Genomic DNA, 14,355 nt, shown 5'->3' on the forward strand with positions numbered 1-14,355 from the left:
CCGCCGGACTGTTCACTAGAATTATTGCAAAGATCAGTGCATTTACTGTTCTACAGTATATCAATTATAGGAATAAACGACCTATCGGGAGAGTTAAATACGCTCTAGATTAATTCCGCCAACGGGTAGAAGATATAATTCCTTGGAATATTCCGCTTGTCCATGATCCAAACAAATGAAAATATTTTAGTCCTTATTCTTCATACAGTTTTCTGGCACACTTAATATGCAAATTTCAATATTCTTTTTACATGTTAGCAGGTTCGGATAGAAGTCTATGTGTTACAGGCATTTCATGATAGATTTTTCCATCAAGTAATTTTCCATTAACGTGTTTATTACGTTTTACTCCGTCGCTCCCCCAAGTACCCCATTGCTTAAAGAAAAAGGCTGAACCCTCTTTCTCTACTTGATTTTTAATATTTAGAGCCCATTCCATTTTCATAGGTCTCGCCTGACGGCCACTTTCTCCGCCAACAATAATCCAATCAATGCCAGCTAAATCCAAATCCCCCAAATCTTCTACCAGAGGTTCACAGGACAAAAATCTCACCGAGGCATTTATTTTACGAAGATAATCAATACGGAATTTTGTCTCTTGAGCCTCAACAGTTACTCCAAGCCAAATATTCTGTGGTATTTCATGTGTAGCAAAATACGCACTCATTCTTTCTGCCCTTTTAGTCAATATTTGATACCTATGCTGTGGCGTTTTACGGATCGTATCCATAATCCTATCAACAAAGGAGAAAGGAACCTTTTCATGGAACACATCACTCATCGAACACACAAAGATATTATGCCCCTTTTTCCATGACAAAGGTTTATCCAAATCCTCCGGATGCAAAGTGAGATTGAAACCATTTTCATATTTTTTCAACCCCATAGCCCGTAACCTGCGAGACATCGTTTCAGCATAACAATGCAAACACCCTGTAGAATATTTGTTACATCCTGTAATCGGATTCCAAGTTATATCCGTCCACTCAATCTTGCTACTCATAATTTTATTCCTTTCCTATTATATCTTGAGCTATTTTTACGGCAGTTTGATTTTGAGAAGCAAAAGCAAAATGATAAATAGGTACATTTTTACTATTCTTCAATACTAAAGGTTTTGGAGAAACGTATTTAAACATCGTCTTTAATTGATGAATATAAAGCTCCGCAATCTTCTGTATTGGATGACTTATTTTCTCTATCATTGTTTCTTCATCACCAAAAAGATTTGATTCATGATGCTCTTGATAAAATATCCTCTGTATTTTTTCCTGCGAGAGACCGAAAAATGATTCAAGTTTATCCGGATAAAGTAATTTTCCTTTTCTATCTAAAAGTCTATTGACAATCATCCCCGTTGGAATTAACACAAACATATCAACCTTTAAATCTTTAAATTGAGCAATGGAATCCCAGTTGACCTGCATTCCAAAAGGATCCAATAGTACAAGTCCTCTATATTTATTATCATTCTTAAAAACCTTCGCCATCTCCCTAAGATACTTATTTGCATCCCCAACTCGAAATTGAGGATTATGCAAGTTATATTTCGACAGTTTCGTTTTCAGTGACTTACTCGCTTCCAAGTCATAGTCTATAAAATAATAATAATCAAATCCACCTTCTTTATCTAGGGCTGCAACACGTTCTGCTGCACCTTTATATACATTCAATTCTGATGGAATTATGTCTTTTTGATCAAAAAGGTCTTTCATCAATACTGATGATTGTTCGTTCTGTTCAGATCTTGACCCGCTACCAGCAAACCCATCAAAATAAATTAACTTCCAACCATATGTGTAACGATTCCTATTCATGATCGTCAAATAAGCCTTTACATACTTTTCAAATGCGTCTAACTTTTTCTTAGTCCACGGACCAGCCCAACCATTCTTTGAGGTAATGTTTTCATGATCTTTTTTCATTAAGGTATTCTTTAAAACTCTATTAGTGCAAATATACTAATATTTTCACATATAGTCAGATCTTCGTAGATTTTTTTCTTTATTACTACTGAAGTTCCTCTGATTTGTTTTCATCTCCCAATGGTGAGTAATCGAGTTTACTCAGTTAGCAGACTTTGATTTCTAAACCTTCAGACACGTGCCAGAATTGTTTTGATAATCTACTTAATTTCTATAAGGGCATAAAGAAGTTTCCAAAAGTTTCAAAATAAACCAGTACTTACATTACTTATCATTAAACGCCATAGTTATCCCAATTCTCAGCAGCAAACATTCTCATTCCATTGTTAGGTTTATACATAGGATAATGTTTCGAGTATTCACTTTCTGCTTGACGAAAATTTCTTGTTGAAATTTCTCCAATATGATGAAGATGAAGTAAACCTATTACGGCAGAACGTGATTGTCCCTGATTGCAATGCACTAATATTTTAGATTCACTTATATGCTTATCAATAAATTGAATGGCTTCTTCTATGATTTGTTTGGGAATATATTGAGGATTTGCAACATCAACTAAATTCAGAATAAGGTCAGATTCTCTATAAGCAAAAAAATACTCAGGGCTTTCTTTAGGAGCTCCCAAGCTCTTGTATCCTAAAGCTTCCCGGTGATAAGGCTCTTTACAAGCATGTATCACACGCCACCCAGGTTCTTTTTTAACTCTATACTCATAATCATCTTGTGAGCCTATATAAAGATTTCGTACTATTTCTTTCATCATATTAAATTATTATAAAGTTTATACTCAGCACTATTATGAGTGCATTTCATAAATCTTGAAGAACACATTCTAAGTTGTAGGCCGCCATCAGCAGAATCCAAGTAGTATACTCCCGTTTTATGGTGCGTCAGAAATTTTCTATCCAGATATTGTCCTAACACCCACTCCTTCCGTCCATAAAGATATAGATGATCACATCCAATTGCACAAATCAACGTTTGTTTTTCCTTTTATTCCATTTTTAGTGGCTTCTCCCTGAAAGGAAGTAAGCTGTCGGACGAGAGGGACTGAAACGTATTAGGAAGCTAAGGCTTCACAATGATAGTGTTTCAGTAAGATTCATAACACAAAGGCAATAAAAGTTTCGGAATATGTAAAGGATTGATTCGCATTTTTATGGTTAATAGGTAAAAATAAAGAAAAAAGGAACAAAATGTGGGGGATAACTAATTGATTAATGATGTTTCTAACGATTCTGGGATCAGGGAAGATAAAAAGAACGAGCCCCAAAAGTTTAAAAACTCTTGAGGCTCTCTTCGGAGGTATTCTCTCCCACTTTTCAGGTATATAAGACGAGGTTATGTGGCTAGTTAACGTATCGCTTGTTTGTGGCTCGTACTCCTGTTTATCTTCGGCTGTATCGATACTACTTTTGCAGTCATGGGGTGTGATGAGATTTCCGACAGTCGTATTATGATCTTAATCTTGAGGGGGGCAAAGGATAAAGGGGGCCAGGTTACAGGGTATATCAAACAGGAAGGGCTAACCTGATGACACGCCCTATCCTGATGTATTGACAACCAGCGCATCTGAAGGCGTCCCACGATGTTCGCATTAGTTGGTCTCCGGTTTATGTTTAGCAAGCGTTCGTGTCCAATTAATGTGCATGCCTTATAAACAGGGGACTTTTAGGGTGCCCCTAATTGTAAGTTTCAAATAAAGCGGAAGAGATCTGAATCTATTGTTGATTGACCAAGTTTCCTGTTCTTGGCTTCTGATCATATACAGAAAGAACAATTTCTTAAGATCTGTTGTACTCTGCATGATTTCTTGATTTCTAATATGAGTACAAACACAACTTTTATGAAAGGCTCAAACAAGATGCCTTCTTTGGACACTTACAAATAAGTATAAAAAACTTTCCATATTCTTGCAAAGTTGGACAAAAAAGTCTATCTTTGCACAAAAGCAGAAATATGAATTCCTTACTTCCGGTTATTTATCGTAATAGAATCTTCACGCCCAAAGTCTTGTCCGATGAAACAGGCAGGACGAAGACAGGCATTGCAAAGACCTTGCAGCGGCTGGTGAAAGCGGGAGCCATACGCAAAGTGAGGCGTGACTTGTATTGCGCAGTAGATATGGGCACGGGATATACAGCCGCCAACCGCTACGAGATAGCGAGTTCGGTCACCCCTACAGCTCATATTGGCTATCATACTGCCCTGGAATACCTGGGTATCGCTCACCAGCCTTTTTATACGGTTTTTGTGATCACCCGAGCCCAGACGAACCCTTTTCATTTCGAAGATTTGGAATTCAGGCCATGCAGGGAGACTGTCGGGGATTTAGGTGTCCAGAATCTGGCCACCGACCCTCTTGTCAGGACGACAGACTTGGAGCGGACCATTGTGGACTGCTGTGACAAGACCGAGTTGGCTGGTGGTGCTGAAGAACTGGCACATTGTCTGGAAGGGGTTTATGCACTTGACGAGAACAAGCTTCGACAGTACCTTGCAGCCTATGGCAAGGCCTTTCTTTATCAAAAAACAGGTTATATGCTGCAACGCATTCAAAAACAGGCAGGGATTTCAGACAACTTTATTTTCTTTTGTTGGGAGAAGGGGCATAAGAACGTGAAAAAATTTACCAATACTGATGAGTCAGATATTTACGACAGCCATTGGAACCTTTATGTTCCGAACATCATATCACAAAAAGAAGAATTGAATGAAATCATATAGCAAATCCGCACTGGACAATATTGCGCGACAGGAAGGATTTATACGAGACAATCTCGAGAAAGTAATGCGCCTCGCTGACATACTCGACTACTTCCATCGCAGGCCCCTACTGTCACGAACACTGGCACTCAAAGGAGGCACTGCCATCAATCTCGCCGTATTCAAGATGCCCAGACTTTCAATTGACATAGACCTTGACTTTTCCGTTGACTGCGACCGCGACACCATGATGGCAACAAGAGAGCAAATCCGTCACGAGATATTGCGTTACATGGTCTCCGAAGGCTACACACTATCACCAGCCTCCAAAATGCCTCATGCACTAGACTCGTGGATATTCCTGTACCGTAATGCTGTGGGCAACAATGACGCCATTAAAATCGAGATTAACTATTCGGATAGATGTCATGTCTTTGATCCTGTCAGCATTAACGTTGAAGTGCCATTCCTCTGCCCTTTCAGAATCAGAGCCCTTGCACCTATAGAACTCTTCGCAACCAAAATCAATGCATTGATTGGCAGAGCTGCCGCAAGAGACATCTATGATGTAGACGGCATGATAACAACAAATCTATTTCCTTCGCAAGAAGAGAGGGAAGCGCTCAGAAAGACTACACTATTTTATCTAACAGTCGGCTCCAGCCGTAAAAGCGACGAGGAACTCTATCAGTTGACAAGTCTTTCCCAAATGGACAAGGTAAAATATGCACAGATACGTACACAACTTTTGCCCGTTCTCCGTAAAACCGAGCGATTTGATTTTGAGAAGATGAAAAAGAGGGTAAGAGACTATCTTCAGGAACTTCTGCAATTTACAGACCGGGAAAAGGAATATTTCAAACGGTTTAGAGAGAGGGTGTACAGCCCGGAACTTCTTTTTGACTCGCCGGAATTGACAAAGCGTGTGGCTCACCATCCCATGGCATTATGGAAAATGGGCAAAAAATAAAAGTAACATTCCCGCAGAAAGGCGCATCAACAATGCCTGTTTCCATGTAAGATCAAACAGTCCTTGCCATTCCATATTGCAAAACTCCGAATCCGGCACCTTTTGGTCATCCAGAGCGAAACGGAGAAAATCAAAGAAAACGTCAGACACCCGTCAAGTTCACACCCATTCACCTCTAAAAATCATTCAGGTAATATCAATAATTTATAACGTGTAAAGGAGTCCACATTGTTCATGTAAAACACCGGATACCCTCCATCCTGTTGAAGAAAAAATAATTTCTTAAGATCTGTTGTACTCTGAATCATTTCTTGATTTCTAATGTGAGTACAAATGTAACATTCTTTAAGGGTTCTTGAAAGATGCCTATTTGGGAAACTTTCGATAAAGACTAACTGTTAGGTAAAGAGATAATTGTCAAAAACAAAGAATTACTTCTTATTGAAAATCAAATCCAATCCCTGCTTACGATAAAATGGAAAACGTGTATCACTGGAAATCAATGGCAAGTGTTCGGTCAAAGCTTGTGAAATAATCACATGGTCTGAAGGGTCCTTATGACCCTGCCTTATATTTAAACGAAGTCGGGAATAAGTCAGCATGTGCTCTTTCTTCAACGGTAGAATCGTTATGTAAAATTCATTTTCTATAGAATTTACCAAATCTTCTGCTGTTTTCCATCGCTTAGAGCCCAAACCTTTATTATTGAAACCAACAATAAGTTCTCTCACGGATTCAACGCTTATACACAAGACCGTTTCCGGTTCTTGAATTATTGCTTGAACATCACGGCTCAATTGCTCAATATCAAGAGCTAAGTAAACAAAGATATTTGTATCTATCAAATATCGCATTTACAATAGAAACGATGGGTCATTGACAATGATGCTTCCCTTCAGCCTCATTGCTGCCTCCCAAGTCTTACTGACCTTCTTGTCAGCTTGTTTTTTTGTGGCATCAGCCACTTTCTTCGTCTTCTTATCCATAAATTTCAGATTTCTTCCCCAAAATTAATTATTTTATTTATAATCTCCAAATGACAACTCTTCATTTTATGTTAAATTTTCGCGAGTGCCCAATTAATGTGCACGCCTTATAGGGGACTTTTAGGATGCCCAAAATTTAAGTTCCGAAAAAAGCTGAAGAGATTTAAGGCCTAAACGTATCAACTCATCAGAGGTTTCTTTCTCGTTAGCCAATCGTATCAGCCTATTGACGTAGGTGGGCAAGGAGTCTGAACAGTACGTATAGTCGTGCGTCAACAAGATATATGGATATCTGCTTTCCTTTACAATAACATAAGATTTAAAACATTGACTCCACTGTTGATTGTTTCTAGGGCACGATACCAAATACAGAATTTTTATGATTTGCCCAGTCTGCTATACGAGCGATTTGGACTCCCTTGCAATCCGTTGTTCCCGCAACCGCCTGAACTGATTTGAGCACTCTTCGTGCGAAAGTTTTAATCGGCTCCAGGATTCCACCGATTGAATCTTGATGGCATTGATTTTCTTGTGATAGTCGTTAAGTATCGGTTCCATCCATTAGTCCTTTCTCTATATCTTGACATTACAAAAATAACTAAATTTTTCTGTAAAAAAGATAAATTCTTCAAACTAATTTGTAAATTTGTAGTTGTCAGTAAATAAACCTGATACCAATAGAGATAAGAACATTCTAAAAGGAAATACCATGAACGGTCTTATAGCAATATGATTCGTTCGCATGATAAACAAAATTTGAGATATGCCCAATAAAAGTCATTTCATCATCCGCAACTCCAAGTCAATTAGCTTGGGATTCAAAAAAAATCGCAATGCTGACCACCAAGAAAAAATTGTTAAGGAACTTCTTATCAATTATAGTGCTCAGCAAAAGCATCTGTTATCTTCCTTTCGCAATATGTGCCTTGTCCTGGAGAAGAGAAGCAACAACCAGGACTCTGCCCTTCAAGTGCCGCACATACAAAGGATCAGAATTAGATTTTTGACCCAAGCTAAAAAAGATATTATAGAAAATTATCAAAAGTTCGGACTCATTCCGATGACCCTATCTGATATGAATCAGACTGTTATCTTTGATATTTATGATTCTGTGCAGTTCCATCAATTCAAGCATTTGATTGATAAATTCGCAAATGCTTCTCCAAATGATATTCCTAAAGACTGTCTATCACTTTAATACAAGATATTGAAGGCTATGACAACGATCAGATTCTTGATAAAACGCTGATTTCCGGAGACTATGACAATGTACTGATGAGTCTCAATGGATATTTCGCCAATTCCAATCAGTATGGTCAGATAAAGTTCCGATTGAAACAGTATGTAAACGAGAACGATCTCTCCGCCCATTGGATCGGTGATACACTATTGCAATTCGATTCTATATCCAAGCAACAAGCAGTATATATTGCAACTAATTTTGATATCATAAATCAAATAAAGGTTCAAGATGTTCGTAGGTTTCTCGCCGTAAAAGACGAGTTCGGTCAGGAAGAACTACAACTCGGCTTTAATGTCCATACTGCGGAAGACCTTCCTAAAATAGGTGTATTGGATACAGGATTAATAAAAGATGGTCAACCATGGGAAAATATTTCTAAAGGAGGTAAGGACATTTCTACCACCAATAATCAACCTTTCAAGTCTCATTCCGACCATGGGACGACAGTGTCTTGCCTCGCCTCATTTGGACTGAACTATTATCAAGCTTCCAGAACTGAAAGAGACATCGATGCTGATGCGTTCATTTATACCATTAAAGTCCTCGATAATGAGACCGGTTCTTACAATTTGGCTAAAATATACGATGCAATAGTTGAAGGTTATAAGCAGGGTATCCGAATTTTCAATCTCTCCTTCTGTGACGAGCACACAAAAGCATACAACTCTGACGTATCTCCATTTGGATATATGTTGGACCAACTTGCTTATGACTATGATATCTTATGTTTCATATCAACAGGTAATCTAGATCCCGACATGGTGAAAATCTACCGCGAAGACTCGGCGATTCCAAATGGCGAAGAAAAATGGCTTAATCATCCATACCATTATTTTATTCCTGATTCCAATGGTAACGTTTTAAGTGATATATCAAATTTATTGTCACCAGCTGACAGTATGAATAATATGACCGTTGGTGCCATAGCCGAAGGAGAAGCTCACATTGATGTTGAAGCATAAGAGAGACCAGCTACACAGGTCTCTCTTTCTTTATAATAGATAAAAGTATATCAATGTCTATATCTCTATGGGTCATTCCATGATCCAGCACCATTCTTTTGATAGTCAGGATCAATGCTTTTTGCACTTCATAGTAGGAATAGCCTTTAGCCGCCTTTACGAACCGTTGCTTGTCATCATCAGACCTAAAATAGAACTTTTTGCCTAATGTTTTGTCGATCAACTGAATGATCTGATTCTCATCAGGAAGTTTAAGTTCAAGCAGAAGGTCAAATCTGCGCCTGAGGGCTTCATCAATCATCTGTACCTGATTGGTGGCAGCAATGACAATCGAATTGTCGTTCAGATAATCAAACAGTTGCAACAGCGTATTCACCACACGCTTCATCTCCCCATGGTCCTGATCGTAATCCCGTATCTTGCCGATACTGTCAAACTCATCCAGGAAGATGATGGCGTTCTCGAAGGCACCCTGTTTGAATACCTTCGTAAGATTCTTACTCGTCTCACCGAGTTTTGAAGAAACTATAGCCCCCAAGTTCATTGTAATCAGAGGCTTTTCCAATTCCCCGGCAACGATGGAAGCAGCCAGAGTCTTGCCACAACCTGAAGGACCGTAGAAAAGCAACTTATTGGAGAGAGGTATATCGAGTTCTTTCAAGTCACTTGATTGCTTATGCTCCTTGATAAAATACCTCAAGTCATTCTTGACATCATCAGAACAGATAATGTCATCCAGATTGTAGGATGACATCACAGAAGAAATAATCAGATTTTCGTTGTTCTCATCCTCTTCAGAGAAATCCCTTAACCGCCTAATTTGATTCCTACGAAGACCTTCTGATATTATCGACTGCAACTGAGCGGCAAAGTTAAATTTTTTGGTTTTTTCTGAGTAGTCGACAAGACCATGCAGAGAATCCATCAAACGACCCTTGTCGTTTGATAGTGCATATCTGGCAATATCCTTTATGTAATCGTACTGACTCATACCAATTCCTTCTTTTTGCAAATATAAAAGATTATTTGATATAAAGCAAGAGATACCGTATTTAATTCTCTTATTCCCAGGTAAAAAATCGATTCTGTAAACCCCTCCGCTCAAAGAGAAATAATATCTTTGTAACAGTAATCAGAAAAAAGTAATGTCAGTGATAGAATCTTCCATACCTTTGAAACTCCCCGGCTAGTTTCCGCATAGTATAATTAGCCACACTACCTTCCAACTTAACAAGCCTTTTACGTAATTTAGGTACAGAATGTCGAAGTTGTCTCTCTATTGATGGAGAATCCATTATCTTAGATGCCTTTCTAACATAAGTAAGATAATTACCATGAGACCTATAATTTGGGACTAAGACAAACTTTGATTTATCAGTTTTAGACCTAACTCGCTTCTTATGAGTTTTTGCCCCCGCATAAGAAAATTTCTTTATCAATTTATTCTCAAAAATATGCCCCCAATAATTATTATTAGTATGAGTAGACTTATAAAACGTTCGACGGAGGTTCAATTCAAATTTCATGTAATACTTACCCAATCCTGCATCTTTAAGAAGGATTCTGTTTCCATCATAAGAAAAGCCAAGATATTCCAACTTTTTTCCCCCTTTAACAATTTCGTGCTCACAAATATTTTTCCCCTCTGAAGGTTTAAAATAGAACAAATTCGTTTTATGAGGTTCGATCCTCAATTTCCGTTCCTTAATCTCTGAACAAATACGCTCCTTCCATTGTTCACCAACTTCTTCTGGACAAACAACTATAATATCATCAGAATATCTCCTATACATTCCATTCACCTTACGAATTCCATCATTGATTTCTTTATCAAAATCAAACATATAGACATTTGCAAGAACGGCACTTATCGGTAACCCTTGGGGTATTCCACGCACTTCTTTTTTCTTTCTAGTTTGGATCAAATGAATATCACGTAAATGATGTATGTAAGTTTTATCACAATAGGCCACTGCATTCTTATCTCTTAAATAAGAGATTCGCTTTACTTTTCTGATAGTATCATTGCGACAAATAATATGATCCTTACATTCTTCAAAGAGAGCTTTTTCATTCACATAGGAATAATTAGTCACACTTTTAAATACATTATAAACATCTTTCGGCATATGTTTATAGCCCATAACATATTTCCAAGCCTTCTTTAAAAGTTTATGATCCAAATTATCAAAAAAACCTTTAATATCAAAAGTGATTACGGAAAGGTGTTGCCTTTCTGATAATTTATTCTTAATGAAGTCGAAAACTTCTTTGGCTATATCAATATTACATTTATGTCGATGACTGTTCTCACATGGAATTTTTCTATATGCACAAACACAATTAGAGAGAGAAGCATCTTTTAAGCATTGCTCATATTCAAGACTAAGCAAAGAAGCATAATAGCCATAAATAGCTGAATCTGTATGAGAAGCATAAGTTATCGGACGAACTTTCTTCTCTTTTTTACGCGGACTGTTCACATCCTTTCTCTTATAAGGGTATGTTATGACATTCCTTCTAATTAAAGGTAAAAATGCATGAACGGCAATAGCTGTTGGATTCATAACATAATGCTTCAACTTTTGTAATTCTTTCTTATCTTCGCAAGGTTTATCCATGTGAGGATATCGCTTAGGAATTAGCCATTTAGGATAATTTGTCATATATCATAAAAAATGAGAGTGAAACTTGCCGGAGCAATTTCGATGAATACCAAATGTCAAACCAAGTTGATATAACCAACTCGCCCCTGAAAAATAGAATATTCTATCTATATTTGCATCTGAACATTAATCATATAACATTCAAAGTAAATATGAACATAACACTCCTGCAATTCAGTCTCATTGGAGACCTCTCCTCTACTGGGGAACAAATAATCTTGACGATTACTTGCATTGCTGCAATGCATGAACCTCCAATACCGATTTATTGGAGCTACCATAAGGTCGCATAACTCTGACACGACAGTAATTCATCTTTTAGCAAGTTTGTCACCCTCATATATTCTTTAGAAGTATACTTTCATTATTTCAGTATTATTCATATCACAAAGGTAATAAAAGTTTCGGAATATGTAAAGGATTGATTCGTGTTTTTATGGTTAATAGGTAACAAAATGTGTTTCATTGTATTGGGATAATGCTGTTAAGTGGGTCGTCCAAGTTGAAATGACAGTCTCTCCACCAGTCAATAATCTTGACTCAAAAATTCGTTGATATATTCTATATACTCGGAATTTGAAACCTCTTCCGGTTTCAAATGTTTTTTATCATAATAAAAGCCATTAAAATAATTATACTTCTTCCACAATTCTGCCGAGGATAATTTCAAACTGTCATCAATGGTAGGATTATTTTCTACAAACCACTTCCTAAATTCCCTCACCACTATCTCCGGGTCATTCTTGTGGCATTTGATATCCCACCCATCGATATCAGATAAAGCCTTCTTAACTTTATATTGTTCACCTTCAAAAATCAAGAAGACCTTATCTTCTACACCTAAGCCATAATTTAGGCCTAACTCAAAAGGCATGTTCATACGATAAATATCTCCACTTGATCGAGCTTCCATCCGAGAAAGATCATGAATACTGTATTTCGCCTCTCTCATCATCTTGATGATATTTTCCAATCTATTCTTTTTAGAATCTCTACTTGTAGATATTAAAGGAGTAAGTTTATAAAAACAAGCCACATAGAGCATAGCACGCAAAAGCGGTCTATACTCCTCATCAAACGGACAATTAATAAAGATTTTATCTCCTTCCATCTACAGATATCTTATCTTTGCCTTGAGAAAAATCTATCTTATGAGAAACAGTTCCATCTTTATCGTGGACATACATTACAGAACCTGCACATTTCCCTCCTATGCTTTTACCGTATGTAATAGCATGTTTTTTATCTGCAAAAACACGACTTGCCTTGTAGGTGCCTTCTCGAGTCACTTTCCAATTGCCTTGTGAATGTATAACATGAAATTTAGTAATCATAATATATCAGCTTTATTCACAAAGATAAGAAAACCGCTTTAAAAATCCAAATTTTCAAAAGGTTTTCTTGTAAAATTGAAAGGTAACATTTCTTCTTTACAATAGTAATCTGCACTTCGGAATGTGAGGACGGAAAACCTTTACTGGATTAATAATGTGAATACCGTGTGATTTATATTCCATAGCTTAGCACTAATCAGACAATAATAGATCGGACTATCATCGTATTCATCACAGGACTATATCCTAAATTCTTTCCTTATAGTAAAATTCAAACTTCCGAGGCTTACAAGTCTCTATTCTGGGGTATATTTAGATTTAAAATACTGAAAAAATAACAGATTTCTTCTTTAGACATTTTTTGATACTCTGGAATATTTTCACCAATAAAATTACTGAAAGAAGATTGATGATCTACAGATAATTTAGACCTAAACTGATGCAGGTAATCTTCGAGTAAGTCTTTTAAGTGTATTTTGCCTAGATGAAAAGAATACATCAGATTTATAAGATCACCTATATTGACAATAACAGGCCATTTAACGGAAACATTATTCAATGTAGGATGTTCTTTCTGTTTTAGTTGAGAATAACGTAACAAAATTGCGTCATTAACTCCCAATGAGTCAAATGTCCTATCGGTTGTTACAATAATAGGATAAAAAATGTCATTCTGTTCATAAGCTCGATCTATTTCGTCCATGGAATGATTAACTACAATGTTTTCAATGGATGTAAGAATTTGACCACAACCTTTATTTTTACTACAAATTCTATCCTGAATTGCCTTTTCTATAGTTGCAGAATCAGAAGAAACTTTAACTCGATCAGGGAAAAGGGCATCTTTACACTCAAATATAAAAATACTATTTCCTTCACGCATATAAAAATCAGGCTCTCCAAGGACATCTTTACTCTTTAAATATTCTCCTGAAAATTTCATGATATTAGTATCGGTAAAGCTATTATTTACAACATCATAAAATAGTTGTCGTTCTGTAAAATCTGTACCTATAATTGATTTAAATTCGCTGAAATCATGAAAAGATACATCATCTTGAGTAGGACTTTTGAATATTATATTCCAAATATCAAAAATGAGACCTTGATACATTTTATCAATTAAGAATCCAGGATTAAGCAAAAGATATTCTCCACTAGATTGCAAAAAAAGAAAATGATTTCGTAGATATTTAAGCCCAACTTCTTTTTTGTCCCAAGTTTCTTTACAATTAAGAATATCGATAGTAAATAATGAGCAGAAATCTTTCAACATTCCATTTTTATCATTGATATCAATACTCTTTATACTTTGACAGTATAAATCAAAAAGTTTAACGAGATATTCCGTAGGATTTTGTACGAAATGAGACCTTAGAAACTCGTTTAGGAATGGCTTAATTCTTGTATCTTTCTCACAAAATGATAAGAATTTATATACTATACCCCAATTTTAGACAATGTTTAACTTTTATTTAAATAATATACTCATCCACGGAGAGCGCGCATAGCGGCAAGAGGCGTCGTGTAACGCCTCGGCGAGCGTCACGCTGCAGATTGATA

At 36.7% G+C, this 14,355-nt stretch carries 14 protein-coding genes and 1 pseudogene; 5 read left to right on the top strand and 10 right to left on the bottom strand.

Features of this window, described 5'->3' with window-relative positions; genetic code table 11:
- Positions 1–113: pseudogene (locus NG821_RS11450) on the top strand (IS982 family transposase); the annotation flags it as partial.
- A 134-nt stretch (positions 114–247) separates the two neighbouring features.
- On the opposite strand, the gene NG821_RS11455 reads toward NG821_RS11450, so the two are convergent.
- From NG821_RS11455 to NG821_RS11465, 3 genes are all read right to left on the bottom strand, one after another.
- Positions 248–1,003: a phage Gp37/Gp68 family protein gene (locus NG821_RS11455; RefSeq protein WP_252761794.1), complete on the bottom strand. Its 756-nt coding sequence runs from the start codon at positions 1,001–1,003 to the stop codon at positions 248–250.
- A 4-nt stretch (positions 1,004–1,007) separates the two neighbouring features.
- Positions 1,008–1,925, bottom strand: coding sequence for a three-Cys-motif partner protein TcmP (gene tcmP, locus NG821_RS11460; RefSeq protein WP_252761795.1), 918 nt, complete (start codon positions 1,923–1,925; stop codon positions 1,008–1,010).
- A gap of 274 nt (positions 1,926–2,199) precedes the next feature.
- A complete protein-coding gene (locus NG821_RS11465; RefSeq protein WP_252761796.1) occupies positions 2,200–2,688 on the bottom strand; it encodes a protein-tyrosine phosphatase family protein in 489 nt (162 codons plus the stop codon).
- 1,196 nt (positions 2,689–3,884) lie between these two features.
- Between NG821_RS11465 and NG821_RS11470 the strand changes: the two genes are divergently transcribed.
- Both NG821_RS11470 and NG821_RS11475 read left to right on the top strand, forming a co-directional pair.
- Positions 3,885–4,652: a type IV toxin-antitoxin system AbiEi family antitoxin domain-containing protein gene (locus tag NG821_RS11470; RefSeq protein WP_252761797.1), complete on the top strand. Its 768-nt coding sequence runs from the start codon at positions 3,885–3,887 to the stop codon at positions 4,650–4,652.
- Positions 4,639–5,601: a nucleotidyl transferase AbiEii/AbiGii toxin family protein gene (locus tag NG821_RS11475; RefSeq protein WP_252761798.1), complete on the top strand. Its 963-nt coding sequence runs from the start codon at positions 4,639–4,641 to the stop codon at positions 5,599–5,601. Before NG821_RS11470 ends, NG821_RS11475 begins: the two co-directional genes overlap by 14 nt.
- Positions 5,602–6,032: 431 nt before the next feature.
- On the opposite strand, the gene NG821_RS11480 is transcribed toward NG821_RS11475, so the two are convergent.
- Positions 6,033–6,455, bottom strand: a complete 423-nt coding sequence (locus NG821_RS11480; protein ID WP_252761799.1) for a type II toxin-antitoxin system VapC family toxin — start codon at positions 6,453–6,455, stop codon at positions 6,033–6,035.
- Positions 6,456–6,587, bottom strand: coding sequence for a hypothetical protein (locus tag NG821_RS12620; protein WP_262921890.1), 132 nt, complete (start codon positions 6,585–6,587; stop codon positions 6,456–6,458).
- 763 nt (positions 6,588–7,350) lie between these two features.
- On the opposite strand from NG821_RS12620, the gene NG821_RS11485 reads away from it, so the two are divergent.
- Complete coding sequence (locus tag NG821_RS11485; protein ID WP_252761800.1) at positions 7,351–7,785, top strand: hypothetical protein; 435 nt, start codon at positions 7,351–7,353, stop codon at positions 7,783–7,785.
- Positions 7,786–7,862: 77 nt separating this feature from the next.
- The gene (locus NG821_RS11490) at positions 7,863–8,792 is read left to right on the top strand and encodes a S8 family serine peptidase (protein ID WP_252761801.1); all 930 of its coding nucleotides are present in this window, start codon (positions 7,863–7,865) and stop codon (positions 8,790–8,792) included.
- Positions 8,793–8,802: 10 nt separating this feature from the next.
- On the opposite strand, the gene NG821_RS11495 is transcribed toward NG821_RS11490, so the two are convergent.
- The 5 genes from NG821_RS11495 to NG821_RS11515 form a co-directional block, all read right to left on the bottom strand.
- Positions 8,803–9,783 carry an AAA family ATPase gene (locus tag NG821_RS11495; protein ID WP_252761802.1) on the bottom strand — a complete coding sequence of 327 codons (981 nt, stop codon included), beginning with the start codon at positions 9,781–9,783 and terminating at the stop codon, positions 8,803–8,805.
- A 157-nt stretch (positions 9,784–9,940) separates the two neighbouring features.
- The gene (locus tag NG821_RS11500) at positions 9,941–11,458 is read right to left on the bottom strand and encodes a reverse transcriptase/maturase family protein (RefSeq protein WP_252761803.1); all 1,518 of its coding nucleotides are present in this window, start codon (positions 11,456–11,458) and stop codon (positions 9,941–9,943) included.
- A 526-nt stretch (positions 11,459–11,984) separates the two neighbouring features.
- Positions 11,985–12,569, bottom strand: coding sequence for a hypothetical protein (locus NG821_RS11505; protein WP_252761804.1), 585 nt, complete (start codon positions 12,567–12,569; stop codon positions 11,985–11,987).
- The gene (locus NG821_RS11510) at positions 12,556–12,792 is read right to left on the bottom strand and encodes a DUF2188 domain-containing protein (RefSeq protein WP_252761805.1); all 237 of its coding nucleotides are present in this window, start codon (positions 12,790–12,792) and stop codon (positions 12,556–12,558) included. The genes NG821_RS11505 and NG821_RS11510 overlap by 14 nt, the downstream gene beginning before the upstream one ends.
- Before the next feature lie 286 nt (positions 12,793–13,078).
- Positions 13,079–14,068: a hypothetical protein gene (locus NG821_RS11515; RefSeq protein WP_252761806.1), complete on the bottom strand. Its 990-nt coding sequence runs from the start codon at positions 14,066–14,068 to the stop codon at positions 13,079–13,081.
- Between the last annotated feature and the right edge of the window lie 287 nt (positions 14,069–14,355).

This window comes from Segatella cerevisiae, from assembly GCF_024054555.1.
GTDB classification, from domain to species: Bacteria; Bacteroidota; Bacteroidia; order Bacteroidales; family Bacteroidaceae; genus Prevotella; species Prevotella cerevisiae.